This window comes from Rhizobium pantanalense (assembly GCF_030182525.1).
GTDB lineage: Bacteria > Pseudomonadota > Alphaproteobacteria > Rhizobiales > Rhizobiaceae > Rhizobium.
In genome coordinates this window covers 36095-55848 of the sequence record NZ_JAQJCH010000011.1, presented here as the reverse complement: position 1 = coordinate 55848, position 19754 = coordinate 36095, and the positions used below count along the sequence as shown (strand labels likewise).

Below are 19754 nucleotides of genomic sequence, written 5' to 3'. Positions count from 1 at the left end.
CTAGCTGGGAGGCAGCAAACCCCGATCCTTGGCGATCGCCACAAGATGCGGCACCGACTCGGCGCCGAGCTTGCCACGCGCCTTATCGAGATGGTGCTGCACAGTCCGGAAAGCGATGCCGACCAGATTGGCCGTTGTAAGCGTACTCTTTCCTTTTGCCGCCCAGATCAAGCAGTCCATTTCACGCGGCGACAGCGCCTGCTTTGGATTGAGGGTGGTCTTGCCGCCGATCATCTTCAAGCGATAATGGATCATCATCACCAATTGCACTGCCCGTTTCGGGTCAAAAGCGACCGGCAGTTCCACATTCCTTTCGGAGGATGCGAAGGTCAGCATCATCGATGTTCCGTAGCTGCCTTCCACGGGAATGGTCATGCCACAACGGATTCCGTGCTCGATCGACTCGTTGCGAAACTTTCTGAGCTCAGATGAGCCGCGCGGTCTCCAATCGTCCGCCGTCCAGAAGAAAATATCGCCCTTCCGTTTGGCCTGCGTCACCACGGGATCAATATTGGAGTAATCGGCCGAGAGATAGGTGCGTTCCCATGGCTTTGGATAGGTGTTGAAGGTCTTGATCTGGGCGCCTTCCTTTTGAAGATACGCAAATCGCTCGTAGCCGCAGGCCTCTGCGAAGCGCTTCATGGCACCTTTGATCGTAAGCTCGTCCTGCGCAGCTTCCAACATGTCGACGAGCGAGCGAAATTCTCCATCCACCAGCGTTTCTCCTGTCTTATCGACCTGTAGGTCGGTCATGATCTGGCACATCGAGACACTCGAACGAGCCTCGCCGCCCGGCGGCCAAGCCATAGCCATAATCAGCCACAGGCATCTCGACGCAACCCACGGTGCCCGCGTAGCGCGGAGCAGTACCTCTAGCCGTGCAGGTCTAGCACTACCTGCGATAAGACAAGTTTCAAGTCCCCTTGAACTAAAAAGATGACAAAGACAGGAAAGTTATTGCGGGATTGCAATGTTGCACCGGCATGCGCGGCATGCCAGCGGCTGAAATAGCGTCGGACGATGTTCGTCAGTTTCTGCTGTAGGTCGACGGAAATATAATATCCTGGTCGACCAGCACATTGAACTTGTAGCCGGGGCGGATCTGGATGGTCGGCTGCACATTCAGGTTCTTCGAGATGGTCTGCTCGGCGACCCTGCCAAATGATTCCGCGAAGTTGCGGCGGGTCGCATCCGATGCGGTCTCCTGCGTCGCGAGCGTCGAGCTTTGCGGCATCGACATGTCGATCCCGGTTCCGATCAGCGCGATGAGTGCCGCAGAACTCCATGTGCGCCAAAGATGGCGATCGACCTTGTCCTTGAAGCCGCCATAGCCTTCGGCATCCGTGCCGGCCATGCCGCCGATTTGCAGCGTCGCCCCGTTCGGGAAAATGAGGTCGGTCCATACGACAAGGACACGTTCCTGGCCGAAAGAGACCTTGGAATCATAGCGGCCGAACAGTTTTGCCCCCTGCGGGATCAGAAGCCGGTAACCGGTGGCGCTGTCATAGACGTTCTGACTGACCTGCGCGGTGATCCGTCCGGGCAGGTCGGAGTTGAGACCCGTGATCAAGGTGGCGGGAATGACTGAGCCGCGCTTGAGCTCATAGGCTGACATCTGCGGCACGACCCGGTTCGGCAAATAGCCAAGGTCCTTGATGTCCTGGTTGAAGAAATCTTCCTTTGATGTCTGAGCGTTTGGATCGACATTCTGCCCCAGCAGACCGGACTTCATGGCAGCGGCGTAAAGGTCCGAGGCGCTATTGGCAGTCATCGCCTGCCGGTCGGTCTCTCTGGAGGTGTTGGCAGCCTTGTCGACGTCCGAAATATCCACCTTCAACGGTGAGTCCAAGGCCGTCGCCCGTGCCTGCAGCCGGGCCATGCGCTGTCGTTGCGCTTCACGGATATACTGTTCATCCTGCTCGCGTTTCAGGCGCGCTTTCCATTCCGCTTCTGATTCCAGTCTCGGGCGCCGCTCCTCTCGCTGGATGGGCGTGCGGTCGACGACGGCGGTTTCCTTCGTGACCTTCTGTTCGACGGCGGGCGTCGGTTGGAAGACTTCGCGTTGTTCCGGATCGCCGATGATGCCGTCGGTGACACCACGCTTGAGCTGGTCGCCGAAGTTCGTTGCGGGAGCGTCCGAGGCGCTGTCGAGATCGTTGTTCCGATTGAAAGGAAGCCCGCGCCAAGACAAGCCGATGACAACGACGCCGACGAACAGCGCGACGATGATGATGGCCAGGATGATCGGCAGCCGGTTCAGACGGCGCATGCCCTTCTGATCGTCGGCCTGGCTGGAGGTGCCCAGTTGCAGAGATTGGACCATGCTATGCTCGCCTCCCCTCAATTGCGCTGCATGATCGACAGTGGGCTTGCCGCGGTGGCCCCGGCTGCCGTTGCCGTATAGGCGCGGCCAAGCGCGATGGATGGCGTTGACAGCCTTGCAAGCACCTGGCCGTCGACGCCGTCGATCGAATAGGCGAGTTCCACGGGTTTGATGTCCTTGCCAACCTTGCCATCGGTTACGACCGTATAACCCCAACCCTTCAGCGCAGCCTCGAGCGCTGTTGCAAAGTCTGATGAGTCCTTCTCCATCTTGATGGTCGTCGTGCCCGCGGGAGCGATCTGCTCGGCAAGCCGGCTTGCCATGTCGCCGGCAATTGCACTTGCGGCCGGACCTGTGAGAGTGGTTGGGGTTGTACCGGTGGTCAGTCCGTCCTCGGCGGTCTGGCAGCCGGAAAGAACGGCGGCGGCGATGAAGACAGTGATGAGAGGCTTGCGCATGGTTCAGCCGCCCCGCCGGATGGTGATCTTCTGCTGGCGCCAGCCGACCCCGGAGACGAGGATTGCTTTGTCGACCGCGTAGTCGACGATCATCATCTCGTTCTTCATCCGATAATTGACGATGCGGTTCTGGCCACCGCTGACGACGAAAAGAACCGGCGCATCCTGGCTCGAAACTGATTTCGCGAACTGGATGTAGGTCTTGGTGCCATCCGAATAGACCCGCTTCGGCTTCCAGGGCGCTCTCCCGCTGATGGAGTAGGAGAAGTTCAACTTGTCGGGCGCGGTTCCGGGAATGCCGCCGGTCTCCAGCCGGGAGTTGATGTCGGCAAGCTTGGTCGAGACGTCCTCGGGGTATTCGAAGCCGACGCGGGCCATGTACTGGCTCGGATGCGATTTGAGCTGGATGTGATAGGTGCGTCGCGAGGTCGTGACCACCATGGAAGTGACGAGGCCCGCCTCCGATGGCTTGACGATCAGGTGGATCGCCTGGCCGCCGGTGGCGCCGGAGGTCGCGGGCTCCACCTTCCAACGCACGGTATCGCCAACCAGAACATCGCGAACGATCTCGCCGCCTTGTAATTCGATATCGCAGACCTGCAGCGGCGAGCAGACGACCGACGGCTGCGTCTCGCCGAAGAGGAAGATGACCTTGCCATCCGGACCGGTCGTGACCAGGCCGGGCGTGCCGCGCCATTTTCTTGAAATGTTCGTACCCTTCATCTCATTCGCCGACATGCTCTGCGCTTGAGCGCCGATCGCAAAGACGAGTCCGGCCAGGCAGCCGGCGGCCGCGATCAATCCTGTTCTGTGCATGTGAAATCCCCTGCCCTTAAAGCTGTGCCGTCCAGTCGAAATCCCGGACATAGAGGCCGATTGGATTGAGGCGGATGGTCGCCTCGTCCTGCGGTGCCGTCAGCGTCACCGTTGCGATCCCGCGAAACCGACGCGTGCCGATTTCCTTGCCCTTGCGGTCCCGTTCATATTCGGTCCAGTCGATCTGATAGGTCTGGTTCGAGAGCGCCACGATATTGTTGACCTCGATAGCAACCGTCGAAGCCTTCGCCTTTTCGAACGGCGAGTTACCGCGGAACCAGGCGTTGATCTTCTCGGTCGAGGGATCCGATGTTCGAAGGAGCGCGTAGGTTCGATCGATATACTGCTTCTGCACCACGGCGTCCGGCGTGATCGAACGGAAGCTGGTGACGAAGTTTCCGAGCGTCGCGCGGACCACCCGAACATCGGCATATTCGATCTGTTGAGGATAGCCTGACGTCACCGCGGTCCCGAGTTTGTCGACCTCGACGATATAGGGAACCAGCTTGACCTGGGTGCTCAGATACATCGCATATGCGAAGCCGATCACGGCCATGGTCAGGCCGAGTATGCCGACGGTGCGCCAAGCGGCGGCGGACTGCACATAGGAACCGTATCGCTCGTTCCATTCCTGGCGCGCGGCAAGATAGGGGTTTTCGGGGGCGCGGTTCGCTGCCATCGATCGATCACTTTCTGATTGCTGTTAGTCTTTGCGTTCGGGAGGTGGCTTCGGCCCGCTATGCCCGCTGCGCGCTTGGTCGAGCTTGGCGTTAGCGAGACCGAGGATCGATCCGGCATAGGCTCCGGGAGAACCGATGGCCGTTTCCTTGGCAGCGGACCCCGCCGCTTTTCCAGCGGACCCGATTCCTGCACCGAAACCACGAAGAGCTGCACCTGCAACGGATGACCCAGCAGCGCGAGCAGCCTGGGCAGCCGCAAAGCCTGCGCCCGCCGCACCCGCTGCAAGGAACCCGGCGCCCGTGGCGAAGGATGCCGCTTGGCCGCCGTGGCGGATCGCCTCCATTCCGCCCGAAACCGAGGCGCCCTGGACAACGCCCTGCATGATGTTCGGCACATAAATCGCGACAATGAAAACGACGACGGCAATGCCGGCAATCGCAAGCGCGGTCTGGAATTGTTCGCCAATGTCGGGTTGGTTTGCCAATCCGATCAGAACCTCCGATCCGATCCGCGAGATCATGACCAGTGCCATGAGCTTCATTCCGACCGAGAAAGCATAGATCAAATATCGGACAGCGAAGTCTTTGGTATAGGAGGAACCGCCCAGGCCGAGCATGATCATGCCGGCGAGCAGTCCGATATACATCTCGACCATGACAGACACGAAAATCGCGGCGACGAGCGAGAACGAGATGACAACGACGACCATCGCAAAAGCGGCAGAGATCGCCAGCGCATTGTCCTCGAAAAGCCCAAACTGGATCTTTTCCGACATCTTGGTGGCGACGGCGAGTCCGGCATTGAAGACATCGGCCGGCGAAGCGGTGCCGCCTCCGGCGCCGATCTGGAACAGGCTATCAACTACTGCCTTGGCGAAGGTCGGCCCTTGTGCCAACACGAAAGCGAAGAAGCCGACGAACATGATCCGCCGGACGAGCTCGGCGAACCAGCTGTCGAGCGATGCAGCTTGTATCGCGAGCCAGATGGCAGCTATGCCGATCTCGATCGTTGCCAGGATCCAGAAAAGCGACTTCGCCGCATCCATGACGGTTGTTTCCCAACCCTTCGCGGCCGTTGTAATCTGGCTTTGCAATGAGGTTAGCACCGAGCCTTCCTGGGCGAGGGCTGGCTGAGCCGCCAGCACGCATAAGGTCGTGAGCAGGATCGCTGCCCTGAGCCGTTGAAGAGATATTGCCGTCATCTCCTCACCACTCGACTTTCATTTTTTCGCCGCCAGAGGTCGGATATTTCTTCGACGAGCCGAAGAACTGGTCACGACGCTCCTGAGCAACCTGCTTTTCGGAGATGAGCAGCCAGATGCCAGCGCTGCCGGCCGCCAGGAAAATCGCGATTGCGGCTAGGATCGATTTTGTTCTCACCATTCCACCTTCATTTTTTCGCCGCCGGAGGTGGACGGTGCCGTTCCGCTGAAGAATTTCTCGCGACGCGCCTGCGCGAGGTCCTTGTCGGTCTGTTCAGTCTGGAGCCAGGTGCCCATCATGGTCATCTGCTGGGATACCAGGCCGCGAAGCTTCTGCATCTGTGCGACCTGCTGCGCGGCGATCTCGTGTCCGACCTGCAGAGCCTTCATCTGCCCGTCGGCGGTCTCGGACATGGACCGCAGCGAAGACATCGTGCCTTCTTCGGTGTCGAACTGCTCTGCCGTCAGGCTCGCGGCCTTCAGCGTGCTGGCGATCGTGTCCCGGTTGGTGTCGGACCAGGTCTGATAGCTTGACGAAAAGCTCTCGGAGCTAGGCAGATTGGTCTTGAGACTGGAATAGCTCTGGAAGCGCTGCTGCAGCACATCGTCGGCATTGCCCATGGAAAATGAGATGCTCTGGCCCTGGTCGACGATGCTGCGAAGCTGATTGAGATCGCTTTCGACCTGTCCCCACATATGCGAGGGAAGCGTCGCGGTGTTTTGCAGCAGGTTCTGGTAGATATTGAGCTGGGTTTCGATCTGTTGCGCCAGCTGGCTGATCTGGGTGAGCTGGTTCTGAATTTGCTCGCCCGATTTCCCGACCAGCGCGACCAGTTCGCCGTTGTTCAGGACCTGCGTCCATTCTGTGGCGGCACCAGTGGCGGTGCCGGCATCTGCGGGCACGGCGGTGCCGGCCATCAATGCGACTGCCGCCAGACCGGCGAGCAATCTATTCGAAGTTGAGCAGCGATACGGCATCGTGAACTCCTCTCGTTTGAAGCCAGTGGATCGGCCAATCGCGGCCATGTTCGGAATGGAGCGCGCGGATGCGCTTCAGGTCTTCCTTGCCGGAGGCCCCGACAAAACTGAGCGCCACAGGGCCGAGCGCCATATCGAATAGCCGCCGGCCTTCGGGGGTGACCACGTAGTATTCGCGCTTGGGAGTAGCGTTCGAGACGATCTCGATCTGCCGCTCGTTGAAGCCGATCCGCTCGTAGAATTCGCGCGTCCCAGGCTCACGAGCGGCGCCGTTCGGCAGGCAGATCTTCGTCGGGCAGGATTCCTTCAGGACATCGATGATTCCGGAGCGCTCAGCGTCCGAGATGGACTGCGTGGCAAGCACGACGGCGCAGTTGGCCTTGCGCAGCACTTTAAGCCATTCGCGGATTTTGTCGCGAAACACCGGATGACCGAGCATCAACCAGGCCTCGTCGAGGACAATCAGGCTAGGCGAGCCATCGAGACGCTTTTCGATCCGGCGGAACAGATAGGTGAGAACGGGCACGAGATTGCGCTCGCCCATATTCATCAGCTGTTCGATCTCGAAGGTCTGGAAGGCGCGGAGGGTCAAACCGTCCTGTTCGGCGTCGAGCAACTGACCCATCGGTCCATCGACCGTGTAATGATGGAGCGCGTCCTTGATCTCGCGCATCTGAACGCCGCTCACAAAGTCCGAAAGCGATCGGCCGGCTGCGCTCGCCATCAAACCAATCTGACGCGAGATAGCGTTGCGGTGATCTGGAGTGATGGCAACGCCCTGCAGCGCAACCAGCATTTCTATCCATTCCGTCGCCCATGCGCGATCACTATCGGTCGCGAGCTCCGAGAGTGGGCAGAAGGCCAGCGCCTCTTCGTGAGCGTCGCCGCCGATCTCGTAGTGATCGCCGCCTGCGGCGAGTGTCAACGGCAGGAGCGAGTTCCCCTTGTCAAAGGCGAACATCTGGGCGCGATCGTAGCGCCGGAACTGCGCTGCGATCAGTGCCAGCAGCGTCGACTTGCCCGAACCGGTCGGCCCAAAGATCAGCGTGTGACCGACGTCGTCGACATGGAGGTTCAAGCGAAACGGCGTCGAGCCGCTGGCCACCTGCATCAGCGGCGGAGAGTTCGGCGGGTAGAATGGGCACGGTGCGACAGGGCTGCCCGACCAGATAGAGTTGAGTGGAATGAGATCGGCAAGGTTGCTGGTGTTGATCAGCGGTTCGCGGATATTGCAATACCAGTTGCCCGGCAGACTGCCGAGAAAGGCGTCGGTCGCGTTGAGCGTTTCGATCCGCGCCCCGAAACCCTCGGCCTGGATCAGCCGGCGGACAGCCTCTGCCTTCTCCTGCAAGGCTTCGCGATCGTGATCGAAGAGGACAATGACCGGGGTATAGTAGCCGTATGCCACCAATTGCGAGGAAGCCTGGGCAATGGCGTCCTCGGTCTCGGCCACCATGCTCATGGCATCCTGATCGACTGAGCGGCTTTGCGTCTGGAAGAGTTGATCGAAGAACGGCCTTACCTTCTGCTGCCACTTCTTGCGGGTGCGTTCGAGTTTCTGCCGCGCCTCTTGTGCGTCGAGAAAAATGAAGCGCGATGACCAGCGATAGGTAAGCGGCATCAGGTCGAGGCTATTGAGAATCCCCGGCCAGCTCTCCGCCGGCAGACCGTCGATCGCCACGACGCCGAGAAAGCGGCCTTCGACCTTTGGTGTCAGCCCATGCTCAAGCTCGGCGGTGGCGATCCAGTCGAGGTACATCGGCGCATCCGGCAGTCGGATCGGATGGTTTTCGCCGGTGATGCAGAAGCGAACGAATTGCAGCAGCTCGTCGTAGCGGGCGACCCGCTCCCCTCCCCTCTCGACGACTTTGCGCGTTTCCATCCGGCGTATAGACAGGGTGTTGGCAAGATACTGCTCGATCTCGCGCACGGCGTTCTTGAAGACGAACAGCACCGTGTCCGCATAGCTCTTCTTGCGGCTCTCCTCGTCCGAGTAGATGTATTTGCTGAGCGCCGTCTTTTTGGACTCGAGCGGCCGATATGTGAGGACGAGCGCGTGCTTGCTTTCGAAATGTCCCTGCACGCGCGCGAAATGCGCCCGCCGTTCGGCGTCGATCGCGCGCGTGACCGTGTCGGGAAAGTGGCAACGATCATCTGACGGATAGTCGAACGTCGGAATGCGGACCGCTTCGACTTGGATCATCCAGCCGCTTCCGAGCCTCGACAGTATTGTATTGATCTGGCGCGAGAGTTCGTTGCGCTCCAGATCCGTCGCGCTCTCGGAATCCGGGCCGGCAAAGTACCAGCCGGCCATTAGGCTCCCATCTTTCAACAGGAGCACACCATTGTCGACCAGACCGGCATAGGGAACGAGATCCGCGAAGGACGGGCCAGTGGCCCGGAAGCGTTTGAGCGCGACCATGTCTCCTCCTCAATACCGACGCCACGGCGAGGAGGTCGCCTTGTAGTAATGCTTGTAGGAGATATGGCGGACATAGACTTGCCGCATGAGCGGGTCTGCTTTTGCCATCATCCTCAAGACGCCGACGATGACGATCCAAATGGCAACGCCGAAAAGGGCGGAGTATGCCGTCAGCACTACGAAAATGAGAATGACGGCAGCAAGCCCGGTGAGCAGCACCAGCTCCCGGTCCGCGCCCATCAGCAGGTTCGGGCGCGACAGGGCGCGGTGAATGCGGTTGCGTTGCAGTCCGGACAAGGTCTCAGCCATGACCCCCCTCCCCTGCTGAGCGTGGATCGATGGACGTGGCGCGCTCGTCAGGCGCTCCAATCGAGGCGCCGGTGGCGCCGAAAAGGCCGACGATGTTCGTCGCGCCGAGAAGGATGCCGGCGACAAGCACCACATAGACGAGCCGCCGCGCGAAATCGTTGAGTTCGCCCCCGAAGATCAGCATGCCGCCGGCGATCGCCACCGCTGCAAGCGCGATGGCACCGGCAACAGGGCCGGTGATCGATTCCTGGATTTGTTGCAGTGGTCCTTCCCATGGGAGGCTGCCGCCCGAACTCGCCAGTGCAGGGGCAAGCGACGCCAGGACGATGGGCGCTGCAAGGAGCGCGGCGGCGATAGTAGCGTTCTTACGCGACATAGCGCGCCTCCTGTTCTTCCGTGAGCTCATCGGACTCGATTTCGTAGTGGCCGTGTGCGTAGCGCTCGACCTGAATGACATCGCGAACGCACCGGCCCCTTGCCGTCCGTTCGATCGAGATGATGAGGTCGACCGCCTCGCCGATCACCTCCTGCATCGGCTGTTGGCTGGCTTCGGCGGTCAGTTGCTCAAGGCGGCGGAGCGCCGACATTGCAGTGTTGGAATGGATGGTCGCGACGCCACCAGGGTGGCCGGTGTTCCAGGCCTTGAGCAAAGTGAGCGCAGCGCCGTCACGGACTTCGCCGACGACGATCCGGTCGGGACGCAGCCGCATCGTGCTCTTTAAGAGCCGCGCCATATCGACAGTATCGCTTGTGTGGAGAAGGACGGCGTTGTCGGCTGTGCATTGGATCTCTGCGGTATCCTCGAGGATGACGAGACGGTCGTCCGGCGCCGACCTGACGATTTCATTGATGACGGCGTTCGCAAGCGTCGTCTTGCCGGAGCCAGTCCCGCCGGAGATGATGATGTTGAGCCGGGACGAAATCGCGCTGCGGATCGTCAACGCCTGCTGCTCGCTCATCACGCCAGTGCGCACGTAATCCTCAAGGGGGATCAAGCGCGAGGCGCGACGGCGAATGGTGAACGCTGGCTTGGAGACCACCGGAGGCAACAGTCCTTCGAAGCGATGGCCGCCGATCGGCAGTTCGCCGGAGACGATCGGCTGCTCGGTATCGACCTCGGATTGGAGCGCATGCGCCACCGTTCCAATCACCATTTCCGCCGCCGCGGACGACATTTCTCCGGCGGGTGCAACGCCATGGCCAAGCCTTTCGATGAACAGTTTGCCGTCCGGATTGAGCATGATTTCGACAACGGTCGAATCATCGAGCGCGACGCAGAGCTGATCGCCGAGCGCCTCCTGAAGCTTGCGGACGAGTCGAGGATGAGAGCGAAGCTGGTTCACGGTTTTCTCCTTATGCTGCCTGACCCAGCGGACCATTGAATTGCGAGCGATAGCTGGACGGGCGGAGCCTCAGAAATGTTTCCACGTTCGCCGGGAGCATCCCTGCGACGGCTATAGTCACGCCGATACGGCTCGGATCGCCGATGCGCTGAAGGGGCCAGCCGACACGACCGAGAATGCGTTCGAACCGCAGGTCGGTCACCGTCACGATCTCGGTGAGGGCGTTTGCGAGGCACCACTCGATGATGCCCGCAAACATGGTCAGCGTTGCCTCATGCACCGATCCCGATCCCCTGCCCTCTTCAAGGGTCGTATCCACGCAGAAGCGGGAGCTCTCCACCATCGCGGGGTGTGCGTGCAGCCCGTCCTCCGGTAGAAGCGACGGAAAGACGTTGGTCACCATGGTCGAGCCAGTGGCCGGCAGGAGCCGGGCGCAACCGCTAACCTTGCCGAGGTCGGAAACGGCCAGGATGTAGGTGGGGTCAAGAGAATCGAAGCCGTCCAATTCCTCACCATCTACGACGTTGACCTCCCAGCCCAGCCGCTCCGAGAAGACGCGAGCGCGTAGCTGGTGATGTTGCTGGATGAGCCGAGCTTCGTGAACATTCCGCGGTTTGTTGAGCGCGAAAACCTGCATGAATTTCTCCGTCGTCGTTAATCGGCGGAGAAGTCAGCATGGAACGGAATTGAGCGGTAGTTGGAGGATCCTGCAATGATTGGCGAGTGAGTCGCTCCATGATGATCGCCTTGTTTGCGGAAATCATGCGCCGACGCGCTAAAGCCGTCGGGCAAGTTTTGCAGGATTCACAGATAAACAGATAGAGAACGCAGTAGAACCACTGCCTTGTTAACTCACGATTATTAAAAGAAAATCGGGTGAGATCGAATTGTCCCGCGCAATGGCGTTAACCTCTTGTTAACCTTAAATGTCTTGCGGCTCGGTGGGAATCGGGAGATAGTTTCGCAAATGATGGCATTCCAGCCATTTTTTCGAAAGTGAAGACCTCCGGGGAAATAGTTCGCGAAATGACCAGTATGTTGCCCAACAGATTTGATATTGAGATCGCCCAACAAGGGGCGAAGATCTCAAGTGCGTTGCACATGTTGCGCAGCCAGCAGTATCCGCCGGACGCCCGCAAGGGACTGCGCAAGTTTCAGCTTGCGGAGGTTGCCGACTTCATGGGCGTAACCCAGACTCATCTCCGGCAGATCCATGCCGATGGCAAGGGGCCTGAAATAGAATCGGTTGGCGGACGCCGCTATTATACCGCCGATCAGATGCTCGAGCTTCGTGATTATCTTGAGGCCAACAAGAAATCCGACAAGAGATACTATGTTCCTAAGCGCAGAGAGGGCGAGCCGATGCAGATTGTTTCGGTCGTCAACTTCAAGGGCGGAAGCGGCAAAACCACAACGGCCGCACATCTTGCACAATATCTCGCCCTCACCGGGCATCGGGTGCTCGCGGTCGACCTCGATCCCCAGGCATCCCTGACCTCCCTCTTCGGGATCCAGCCGGAGCTTGATGATACGGCGTCTCTTTATGAGGCTCTTCGCTTTGACGACGAGCGCAAGTCGATCGCCGACGTCATCCAGCCGACCAATATTCCCGGACTGGATGTCGTGCCAGCAAACCTGGTTCTTCAGGAATACGAGTATGACGTGCCGCTGGCGATCTCTTCCAAGAAAGGTGAGGACGGCCGACTGTTCTACATGCGGATCGCCAGCGCTCTGAAGCAGGTCGATGACAAGTACGACGTGGTCGTCATCGATTGCCCTCCTCAGCTCGGTTATCTGACCATTACCGCGCTCATGGCGTCGACCGGGATCCTCATCACCATTCATCCTCAGATGCTGGACATCATGTCGATGAGCCAGTTTCTGATGATGCTGGGCGGGATCATGGGGCCCGTCGCCGAGGCCGGCGCCGAAATGCGTGTTCAGTGGTTCCGGTACCTCATCACGCGATTTGAACCCACGGACATCCCGCAGGCTCAGATGGTCGGGTTCATGCAGTCGATGTTTGCACAGCAGATGCTGAGAAACCACGTGTTGAAGTCGACCGCGATTTCCGATGCGTCGATCAAGAAGCAGACTTTGTACGAGGTCGAGCGGGTTGAATTCGTCCGGGCGACATACGACCGGGCAATGGAGAGCCTGAACGCAGCCAACGCGGAGATTGTCGAGCTCATCCACGGCGTCTGGGGGAGAAAATGAGAGGATTGTCAGCCGTTTTTTTCAACGTTTTGCTCAACGTCATCAGTGGCTTGTCGGTGTTGACTGCAGGTTGGGAGGGAACTCATGTCCCGTGAAAATCCGTTCGCCAAACTAGATATGGCTTCGATCTCGGCAAACCAAACGCCGACAAAGCCAGGCTACGGCATGACCGGAGCTGCGAAGACAGTTGTTCGCTCCATCGAGGACATGGCGGAGAATACCAAGAAGCTTATGGAGGGTGAGGTAATCGTGGACCTGGATCCGCGATTGATCGACGTGTCCTTCGTCGCCGACCGACTGTCAGATGACGGCGAGGAGTTTCAGGAACTGCTCCATGCTATCAAGGAGTCGGGTCAGACAACGCCTATTCTTGTTCGCCCGAGCTCGACAGATGCCAAACGATATATGGTCGTGTTCGGCCATCGTCGCCTGAAAGTCGCTCGCGAGCTTGGAGTGCCGGTCAAGGCAATCGTTAAGAAGCTCGACGACATTACCTCCGCCATTGTGCAAGGACAGGAGAACGCGGCCCGTTCAAACCTGTCTTTTATAGAGCGCGCGTTCTTCGCTCAGAACCTGATTGCGTCAGGAATGACAAAGGAAACGGTTCGTTCGTCACTCGCCGTCGATGAGGCGATGCTCTCCAAGATGCTTGCAGTTGTCGAGGCGGTGCCCGCGTCAGTGGTCCAGGCTCTGGGTGCATCTAAGAAGATCGGGCGCGACAAATGGCTCAGCCTTCGGCAACTGGTTCTTGCCCCTGCCCTGTCCAAGGTTGCAGTAGAGCATACGGGGTCTGCTGACTTTCAAAAGCTTCCTGAAGGTGAGCGGTTCGATGAGCTACATGACTACCTGAAGCGATACAAGGCCAAGTCAGCTGCAAAGAAGCCGAAGGCAAACGTCCCCGTCCGGGACTGGACCTCTACCGATCGCGCACTAAACGTGGTGATGAATTCGAAGGCAAAGAAAGTTGCCATCGAGCTTACGAATGTTGAAGCCAGGCCTTTCAGCGAATGGCTGTCTTCCCACATGGGTCGTTTGTACGAGGAGTACAAAGGATCGAAAACTGAAACAAACGGAGACTGAACCGCAAAAGAAAAAGGCCCCCAAACGGCGAACCGTGGAAGCCTCTCTCGTCATCTCTAGCAGGATCGAGAATCGCATTTCCCGGAATCACAGTCAAGAGTCTTGGCGCCGATTTGGTGAGCGGATTTCCTTTGCCTGAAGCAAGGTGAATGAAAAATGCAGACGGGACATGTGACGACGCCCTTTGGGCGACGGCCGATGTCGCTTGCCCTGGTCAGAGGCCAGATGGCGATCGACAATCCGCAGCCAGACACGCGTATCGAAAAGTGGAAAGTGTTTCGTGACGTGTGCGAGGCACGGGAACGCCTAGGAATCCAGGACCGGGCACTTGCCGTCCTTGATGCCCTCCTGACCTTTCACCCTCACGCGGAGCTCGATCCGAGCCAGGGGTTGGTCGTTTTCCCATCCAACGCCCAGCTGTCCGTGCGGGCCCACGGAATCACCGAGACGACACTGCGCCGACAACTCGCAGCACTTGTCGATGCCGGCCTAATTCTGCGGCGCGATAGTCCGAACGGTAAACGTTATGCGCACCGCAACCGCGATGGCGAGGTCGAGCAGGCTTACGGGTTTGACCTGAGACCGCTGCTAGCTCGTGCCATGGAGCTCGCCCTGATGGCGCAGGACGTCGCCGCCGAACGCGCTCGTTTCCGCCGCGCAAAGGAAGCCCTCACGATCTGCCGTCGCGATGTGCGCAAGCTGATCTCGGCTGCCGTGGAAGAGGGCGCTACAGGGAACTGGGAACGCGTGGAATCTGAGTATGTCAGTATTCTCGCCCGCCTCCCGCGCTATCCGAACCGCGCACAGGTCGAGATTACGCTCGACGAGATGGAGCTCTTGCGGGAAGAGGTCCTCAACATCCTGGAAACACAGCTAAAAACTGAAGATTTGCATGGCAATGCCATTCACAATGCCTGCCACATACAGAATTCAAATACCGAATCCATAAATGAACCTGAACCTAGCTCTAGAAAAGAGCAGGGCGATGGCTTGGCGGATGGACCTCTGACCAAGAATGAGCCGAACGAACGACCGAAGACGAAACCTGAGCCGATCAAGGCATTCCCACTCGGAATGGTCCTGCGTGCCTGCCCGCAGATCGCTGATTACGGTCCCGGCGGGCGCATCGAGCACTGGCGCGAGCTCATGAAAGCGGCCGTCGTCGTGCGATCAATGCTCGGCGTCAGCCCCTCAGCCTACGAGGAGGCCTGCAATGCCATGGGGCCGGAGAATGCGGCAGTTGCGGTTGCCTGCATTCTGGAGCGGTCGAATTTCATAACATCTGCCGGCGGATATCTGCGGGATTTGACCAGACGCTCGGAGCGCGGGGAGTTTTCGCTCGGGCCGATGCTGATGGCGCTCATGAAGCCAAATGACGGTGGACATCGAAGGTCGGCCTGACACGGGACTGCGCCATTAACGACGGGCAAAACGCGATCCGCTTCTGGCGCTGGCGCATCAAAACTTGTCAGCCGTTTTTTTAAGTTATTTGCTATGGCAATACAGGTAGTTATCAGCGTTGACCATCGAATTCCTGCGAGGACCTGCAACAATGTGGAAGGCAAAGCAGAAACAGCTGGCGGTCGAGCAGATCAATGGTCATAACGCGAAACCCCATCCCCTGATCATCGGTCGTGCGCCTGAGAACACCGAAATGCTGTTCACGCCCGCCGAACTCTACGGCGCAATGGCGCAATGCTCCAGCAGGGCAAAGATGGACCAGCGTGCGGCGAGGGCTCAGGTTCAGATGTGCCGCCATCTCATCGCGCGGCACTCGACGACAAGAATGATCGTTTTGCTTTGCTGGGGACTGCCCGCCGCAGCGAGGATCTGTTCGTTGCCCTGGCGGAGTCCAAGGCGACCAAGGGGGCGTCCAGGGCTGCTTTTACAAAGACTATCAGGGATGGCTACAAGGAGCAGGTCGAGCCCTATCTGTGCCGCAAGATCGGTTCCTGGGTTGCGTCGCACGGCTATGCCGTCGGCAGCTGAATGAAGTCGGTGAAGAAGGCCGAGATATTCATCGATCATACGGCGAACCCGATTCCGCTCACAGGTCAGGCGGGGGCTCCTTTCGATCGGAGCCATGGCTGAGCTTGCGGGTCTGGTCGAGTCTCGTGAACTTGGATCCACCCCAGTCTTCGTGCATGAGGTCTTTAGGAAGATCCAGAGAGGGGAGGGCGTGCAGGCGGAAGAACCCGCCGCCGCGGCCGAGGATGAATGCGCTGAACTGACACTGCGTTCCGATGGCGATTACCGTCGTCTGGCGAAGGCTATGCCGGTGAACAGCGGCAGGAAGAACGCGTGATCGGTCGCCTGATGAACCGTGCCCTCAGTGGCGGATAAGAGCAAACCGGCGAGCTCTGGTCTGAATATCTCGCGCCAAAGCTGGGTCGTATGTCAAACCAGCTTGCTGTGGAAGTGGGCAACAACCCGGTCGGCGGCCTGCCGCACGGTGTCGGCCTGGTCGTAGAAGTCGAAATGCTTACCCACCGTCCAATGCAGTTCCTTCGGGCCCGCTAGCTGATTGTAGACCTTGCGTGCCTGGTCGGGGAACGCCGCGCCGTCCGAATGGATCATCAGCGCCGGCGCCTTGACCTTTGAAGCCTGCGCTACCGGATTGAAGGCGATCCAAGGCTCCCAGCCCATCACCGCAAACTCGTTCCGCCACGATCGGACACCGCCGCCGCGGGTCTTGTCAAAGTAATATTCGCTTGGGCTCGCGCTCACGGCGGTCTTATCGCCGGGATTATAAGTCAGTATGGTGTCGATGACGCCAGTTTCCTCGTAGCGCTTGCGGGCAGTACGGCTCGCCGCAATCCGGTGATCCACTCCCTCTTGTCCGCCGAAGATTTTGGCCGCGAAGTCCGGTTCGGAAAAGAACCCGGCGACAGTTGCGAGAGCTTGAACGTTGGCGTCCTTGGCCGCCGTGTACAGTGCAGTGCCACCGCTCGTGCAAATGCCTAGAAGGCCGGTTGCTTTCACGTCCGGTCTTGCTTTCAGGAATCGTAGTGCAGCCGACAGGTCCTCGGCCTTGGAGGACTGGTCCTCGTACTGGCGCAGGGCGCCACCGCTCTCCCCATAGTTCCGGTAATCGATCGCAAGTGCAATGACCCCACGCCTGGCGAGCTCACCGGCATAGTTACCGCCCATCTGTTCCTTAACCGAACTCAGTGAGCCTGCGACGGCCACAGCGGGATACTGCCGGGAAGGGTCATGGCCTTCGGGCAGGTAAAGGTTTCCCACGACGAAACCATCACCGCTCAGAAAGCTGACCTTGTGCGACTTGGGCTGGCTCCGTTCAGTCAGTGATTCTGCCATGGCAAAGGCTCCTGTATTGAGGAGGACGGCTGTTGCCCCAACGGCAAGGCCGAACATCCGGCGCGAGATCGATGTGGTGGTCATAAGAGCATCCTCATTGAGTTTGATAAGAATTTAAGCTATGCGCTGAACTTAACAATCGGCGATCCATTTGACGCCCTATTAAGTAGGATTTGATAATGCGGGCCGATCTGTTAGACGGGATTGTCATTTTCACGCGCGTCGCTGAGAAGCGCAGCTTCACCGCTGCAGCCGTGGAACTCGGGGTCACAACGGCGGCGGTGAGTTGGAGTGTCAAGCGGCTTGAGACCCGTGTCGGCACCTCGCTACTGACCCGCACAACGCGGTCGGTGGGACTGACCGAAGCCGGTGAACTGTTCCTTCAGCAGGCGCTGGCCAGCGTGGCCAATGTCGAGGCGGCCATTGAGGCCGCCCAGCGAATGGGTGTCAATCCCGCAGGGCTGCTACGCCTCAGCGTCCCTTACGTGGCCCAGACGCTGATCGAGCCGGTGCTGGACGGCTTTGCCGCTGCGTATCCTGCCGTCGAGCTGGAGCTGGTGTTTGAAGACCGTTTCGTCGATATCGTGGCGGAGGGCTATGACGCGGGCATCCGGATCGGCGAGATGATCGCACAGGACATGATCGCGGTAAGGCTCACGAAGCCATCGCCGCTGACGGTCGTCGGATCTCCTGCATATTTCGCCCGGAGAGGTAAACCGCTACGTCCGGAGCAGCTCAGTGAGCATGCTTGCATCAACGTTCGGCTGTTCGGGGGAGCACTCTACCGATGGATGTTCACGGAGCGATTCGGACGCGGTGAACCGCGAACCTTTGCTATGGACGTAAAGGGCCCGCTGACCGTCAACGGGCCGGCGACATGCACGTCCGCCGCGGTGGCGGGCGTCGGCCTCACCTATAACATTGCCTCGGTTGTTGAGCCCCTGGTCCGGCAGGGACTGCTCGAGCCGTGCCTGGAAGGCTTCATGCCTGAAAGTCCCGGGTTCTTTATATACTTCCCCAACAGGAAACAGATGTTGCCCAAGCTCCGCGCGTTCGTGGACTTTTGGAAACAAGATCACCAGTAGCTCTAAGAAGCCGTGTCGCCCAAGGGCCCTCTGAAACGGCAACGCCATATCGACCTCAAGTCCGTCACCAAGAGTCGTCCGAGCTTGAACCAACTACCCCAAAGTCTCATGCCCTTCTACCGATGCAGGTGACGTCCGTCCCGGAGCTTAACCCTGAAACCGCATACCGACAGCTCGCCGCCCGCCGAAATCAGGGCGGGCAAGAAATCGCGGCAGGGGCCAGATGATGCTCCCCGCGCTCAATGACGGATGAGACCGAACCGATGCGCCTCATCCAGCAGATGACGAACAGAGGACGGTTGCCATTTTCGCCCACCGCGCGCCGGCCGCTCTCCCATCTGATCCAGTTGTGCGGCAATATCGCGAAGCGATAGATCGGGATCGGCAATAGCAATCGCCGCGACGAGCTTCATGAGGTGATCTTCTGGCGCGCGGCGAGGCGAGCGGGTCAGGAGCTCGGGTTCGGCCAGTTTCTCGCGGACCATACGATGCACGGCGCGGCGCAGCCTCTCCACGGTCCAGTCATGGCCGCGGCGATTAAGGACTCGCGTGACATTGTCCCAGCTGTGCTGCGGGCGAAGTTGCCGGACGGTTGGAAGCCAGGTTTGGGCAGATAAGATCAGCTCGTCGAGATAGAGTTTTTCCCGAGCCTTCGACACCGCCTTGATCGCTTCTGGCCGCCGTTCGCGAAGACCAGGGTTGCCCGGTAGCTTGCCACGAGCTTTTGCTGCCTTGATCCCGGCTTTGGTTCGTTCGGCGATCAGCGCTCTCTCGAGCTGCGCGACGGCACCGAGAACCTGGAGGGAAAACATGCCCTGCGGAGTCGACGTGTCGATTGGATCGCGGATCGATCGAAAATGAACGCCGCGTTGCTCGAGGTCCTCGATCACGGACAAGAGGTGACTCACCGATCGAGCCAGACGATCGAGGCGGACCACCACGAGGATGTCACCCGCGGTCAACTCGCCGAGCAGCCGGGTTAAGACTGGTCGAGCGCGCGATGCTCCGGAGCCATGCTCCTGATAGATCCGATCGCAGCCGGCGGCCTGCAACTCGTCCATCTGGGCATCGTGGACCTGGTCGTCCGTCGAGACGCGGGCGTAGCCGATCAGCCGCTTTACACGCTGTTGGACGTTAACTGTTTGTCGCTTCGCCATCGCACTTTTATCGGGCCGTTCGAAGTGATTTGTACAGATAAGGAATGCGTGAGAAATCGGTCAGTTGCAAGCGTGTTTTATCTGTTTGAGAACGGCCCACCAGACTCGAAATGCGGCTGCGCATGGGTATCGGAGCGTCCGCAGCGACAAACGTGCGCCAGCGGGCTTCCTTGGCGGAAACGCCGGAAAGCAAGGGAAGTTGAGGAGGGGAGGGGAAGCGAATTGGCGGCAAGAGTGCCGTTGGCGTAGTGCCGGCGAGAGGGGAGGTGCCAACCTAGGCTGCGGCCTGTCTTACACCCCCGATACGCAGTACTTATCGGAAGTTATGGCTTCAACTGGCAACTATACGCAGTGAGGAATGATAAC

Annotated in this window: 21 protein-coding genes; 6 read left to right on the top strand and 15 right to left on the bottom strand. The window is 59.4% G+C overall.

Annotated elements, in window-relative coordinates; genetic code table 11:
* From PH558_RS25880 to traI, 13 genes are all read right to left on the bottom strand, one after another.
* Positions 1-714, bottom strand: coding sequence for an autoinducer binding domain-containing protein (locus tag PH558_RS25880; protein ID WP_168318673.1), 714 nt, complete (start codon positions 712-714; stop codon positions 1-3).
* A 313-nt stretch (positions 715-1027) separates the two neighbouring features.
* Positions 1028-2323 (bottom strand): IncP-type conjugal transfer protein TrbI, encoded by a 1296-nt coding sequence (trbI, locus tag PH558_RS25875; protein WP_097607853.1) that lies wholly within the window; start codon positions 2321-2323, stop codon positions 1028-1030.
* 17 nt (positions 2324-2340) lie between these two features.
* Complete coding sequence (gene trbH / locus PH558_RS25870) at positions 2341-2781, bottom strand: conjugal transfer protein TrbH (RefSeq protein ID WP_097607854.1); 441 nt, start codon at positions 2779-2781, stop codon at positions 2341-2343.
* A gap of 3 nt (positions 2782-2784) precedes the next feature.
* Positions 2785-3597, bottom strand: a complete 813-nt coding sequence (gene trbG / locus PH558_RS25865; protein WP_179613306.1) for a P-type conjugative transfer protein TrbG — start codon at positions 3595-3597, stop codon at positions 2785-2787.
* Between the two features lie 16 nt (positions 3598-3613).
* Positions 3614-4276, bottom strand: coding sequence for a conjugal transfer protein TrbF (locus PH558_RS25860; protein ID WP_097607856.1), 663 nt, complete (start codon positions 4274-4276; stop codon positions 3614-3616).
* A gap of 24 nt (positions 4277-4300) precedes the next feature.
* Positions 4301-5479: a P-type conjugative transfer protein TrbL gene (trbL, locus tag PH558_RS25855; protein ID WP_285207391.1), complete on the bottom strand. Its 1179-nt coding sequence runs from the start codon at positions 5477-5479 to the stop codon at positions 4301-4303.
* A 4-nt stretch (positions 5480-5483) separates the two neighbouring features.
* Positions 5484-5660 carry an entry exclusion protein TrbK gene (gene trbK, locus PH558_RS25850; protein ID WP_179613304.1) on the bottom strand — a complete coding sequence of 59 codons (177 nt, stop codon included), beginning with the start codon at positions 5658-5660 and terminating at the stop codon, positions 5484-5486.
* Positions 5654-6457: a P-type conjugative transfer protein TrbJ gene (gene trbJ / locus PH558_RS25845; RefSeq protein WP_132077749.1), complete on the bottom strand. Its 804-nt coding sequence runs from the start codon at positions 6455-6457 to the stop codon at positions 5654-5656. The genes trbK and trbJ overlap by 7 nt, the downstream gene beginning before the upstream one ends.
* The gene (locus PH558_RS25840; RefSeq protein WP_179613303.1) at positions 6429-8879 is read right to left on the bottom strand and encodes a conjugal transfer protein TrbE; all 2451 of its coding nucleotides are present in this window, start codon (positions 8877-8879) and stop codon (positions 6429-6431) included. The genes trbJ and PH558_RS25840 overlap by 29 nt, the downstream gene beginning before the upstream one ends.
* A gap of 9 nt (positions 8880-8888) precedes the next feature.
* Positions 8889-9188: a conjugal transfer protein TrbD gene (locus tag PH558_RS25835; protein ID WP_097607860.1), complete on the bottom strand. Its 300-nt coding sequence runs from the start codon at positions 9186-9188 to the stop codon at positions 8889-8891.
* On the bottom strand, positions 9181-9564 hold the full coding sequence (locus tag PH558_RS25830; RefSeq protein ID WP_132077642.1) for a TrbC/VirB2 family protein: 384 nt from the start codon (positions 9562-9564) through the stop codon (positions 9181-9183). The genes PH558_RS25835 and PH558_RS25830 overlap by 8 nt, the downstream gene beginning before the upstream one ends.
* Positions 9554-10531 (bottom strand): P-type conjugative transfer ATPase TrbB, encoded by a 978-nt coding sequence (gene trbB, locus PH558_RS25825; protein WP_132077645.1) that lies wholly within the window; start codon positions 10529-10531, stop codon positions 9554-9556. The genes PH558_RS25830 and trbB overlap by 11 nt, the downstream gene beginning before the upstream one ends.
* 10 nt (positions 10532-10541) lie before the next feature.
* Positions 10542-11168, bottom strand: a complete 627-nt coding sequence (traI, locus tag PH558_RS25820; RefSeq protein ID WP_179613302.1) for an acyl-homoserine-lactone synthase — start codon at positions 11166-11168, stop codon at positions 10542-10544.
* A 389-nt stretch (positions 11169-11557) separates the two neighbouring features.
* On the opposite strand from traI, the gene repA reads away from it, so the two are divergent.
* The 5 genes from repA (at position 11558) to PH558_RS25795 (ending at position 16133) form a co-directional block, all read left to right on the top strand.
* Positions 11558-12748 (top strand): plasmid partitioning protein RepA, encoded by a 1191-nt coding sequence (repA, locus tag PH558_RS25815; protein ID WP_097607863.1) that lies wholly within the window; start codon positions 11558-11560, stop codon positions 12746-12748.
* An 84-nt stretch (positions 12749-12832) separates the two neighbouring features.
* Positions 12833-13828 (top strand): plasmid partitioning protein RepB, encoded by a 996-nt coding sequence (repB, locus tag PH558_RS25810; RefSeq protein WP_097607864.1) that lies wholly within the window; start codon positions 12833-12835, stop codon positions 13826-13828.
* A 156-nt stretch (positions 13829-13984) separates the two neighbouring features.
* Positions 13985-15229, top strand: coding sequence for a plasmid replication protein RepC (gene repC / locus PH558_RS25805; RefSeq protein ID WP_285207385.1), 1245 nt, complete (start codon positions 13985-13987; stop codon positions 15227-15229).
* 348 nt (positions 15230-15577) lie between these two features.
* Positions 15578-15817 (top strand): hypothetical protein, encoded by a 240-nt coding sequence (locus PH558_RS25800; protein WP_285166296.1) that lies wholly within the window; start codon positions 15578-15580, stop codon positions 15815-15817.
* 94 nt (positions 15818-15911) lie between these two features.
* Positions 15912-16133 carry a hypothetical protein gene (locus PH558_RS25795; RefSeq protein WP_097607866.1) on the top strand — a complete coding sequence of 74 codons (222 nt, stop codon included), beginning with the start codon at positions 15912-15914 and terminating at the stop codon, positions 16131-16133.
* 92 nt (positions 16134-16225) lie between these two features.
* Here PH558_RS25795 and PH558_RS25790 read toward each other — a convergent pair whose 3' ends face one another.
* Positions 16226-17230 (bottom strand): alpha/beta hydrolase, encoded by a 1005-nt coding sequence (locus tag PH558_RS25790; protein ID WP_179613299.1) that lies wholly within the window; start codon positions 17228-17230, stop codon positions 16226-16228.
* Between the two features lie 95 nt (positions 17231-17325).
* On the opposite strand from PH558_RS25790, the gene PH558_RS25785 reads away from it, so the two are divergent.
* Positions 17326-18231 carry a LysR family transcriptional regulator gene (locus PH558_RS25785; RefSeq protein WP_179613298.1) on the top strand — a complete coding sequence of 302 codons (906 nt, stop codon included), beginning with the start codon at positions 17326-17328 and terminating at the stop codon, positions 18229-18231.
* Between the two features lie 239 nt (positions 18232-18470).
* On the opposite strand, the gene PH558_RS25780 is transcribed toward PH558_RS25785, so the two are convergent.
* Positions 18471-19388: a recombinase family protein gene (locus PH558_RS25780; protein WP_097607869.1), complete on the bottom strand. Its 918-nt coding sequence runs from the start codon at positions 19386-19388 to the stop codon at positions 18471-18473.
* Positions 19389-19754 lie beyond the last annotated feature (366 nt).

What these genes read in the sequence shown, in the direction of transcription:
- PH558_RS25795 (WP_097607866.1), top strand. Translation starts at nt 15,912, where the DNA reads ATGGCTGAGCTTGCGGGTCTGGTCGAGTCTCGTGAACTTGGATCCACC.
- trbL (WP_285207391.1), bottom strand. Translation starts at nt 5,479, where the DNA reads ATGACGGCAATATCTCTTCAACGGCTCAGGGCAGCGATCCTGCTCACG.
- PH558_RS25860 (WP_097607856.1), bottom strand. Translation starts at nt 4,276, where the DNA reads ATGGCAGCGAACCGCGCCCCCGAAAACCCCTATCTTGCCGCGCGCCAG.
- trbI (WP_097607853.1), bottom strand. Translation starts at nt 2,323, where the DNA reads ATGGTCCAATCTCTGCAACTGGGCACCTCCAGCCAGGCCGACGATCAG.
- PH558_RS25830 (WP_132077642.1), bottom strand. Translation starts at nt 9,564, where the DNA reads ATGTCGCGTAAGAACGCTACTATCGCCGCCGCGCTCCTTGCAGCGCCC.
- repA (WP_097607863.1), top strand. Translation starts at nt 11,558, where the DNA reads ATGACCAGTATGTTGCCCAACAGATTTGATATTGAGATCGCCCAACAA.
- trbK (WP_179613304.1), bottom strand. Translation starts at nt 5,660, where the DNA reads ATGGTGAGAACAAAATCGATCCTAGCCGCAATCGCGATTTTCCTGGCG.
- trbH (WP_097607854.1), bottom strand. Translation starts at nt 2,781, where the DNA reads ATGCGCAAGCCTCTCATCACTGTCTTCATCGCCGCCGCCGTTCTTTCC.
- repC (WP_285207385.1), top strand. Translation starts at nt 13,985, where the DNA reads ATGCAGACGGGACATGTGACGACGCCCTTTGGGCGACGGCCGATGTCG.
- traI (WP_179613302.1), bottom strand. Translation starts at nt 11,168, where the DNA reads ATGCAGGTTTTCGCGCTCAACAAACCGCGGAATGTTCACGAAGCTCGG.
- PH558_RS25785 (WP_179613298.1), top strand. Translation starts at nt 17,326, where the DNA reads ATGCGGGCCGATCTGTTAGACGGGATTGTCATTTTCACGCGCGTCGCT.
- PH558_RS25840 (WP_179613303.1), bottom strand. Translation starts at nt 8,879, where the DNA reads ATGGTCGCGCTCAAACGCTTCCGGGCCACTGGCCCGTCCTTCGCGGAT.
- PH558_RS25835 (WP_097607860.1), bottom strand. Translation starts at nt 9,188, where the DNA reads ATGGCTGAGACCTTGTCCGGACTGCAACGCAACCGCATTCACCGCGCC.
- trbG (WP_179613306.1), bottom strand. Translation starts at nt 3,597, where the DNA reads ATGCACAGAACAGGATTGATCGCGGCCGCCGGCTGCCTGGCCGGACTC.
- PH558_RS25780 (WP_097607869.1), bottom strand. Translation starts at nt 19,388, where the DNA reads ATGGCGAAGCGACAAACAGTTAACGTCCAACAGCGTGTAAAGCGGCTG.
- trbJ (WP_132077749.1), bottom strand. Translation starts at nt 6,457, where the DNA reads ATGCCGTATCGCTGCTCAACTTCGAATAGATTGCTCGCCGGTCTGGCG.
- repB (WP_097607864.1), top strand. Translation starts at nt 12,833, where the DNA reads ATGTCCCGTGAAAATCCGTTCGCCAAACTAGATATGGCTTCGATCTCG.
- PH558_RS25790 (WP_179613299.1), bottom strand. Translation starts at nt 17,230, where the DNA reads ATGACCACCACATCGATCTCGCGCCGGATGTTCGGCCTTGCCGTTGGG.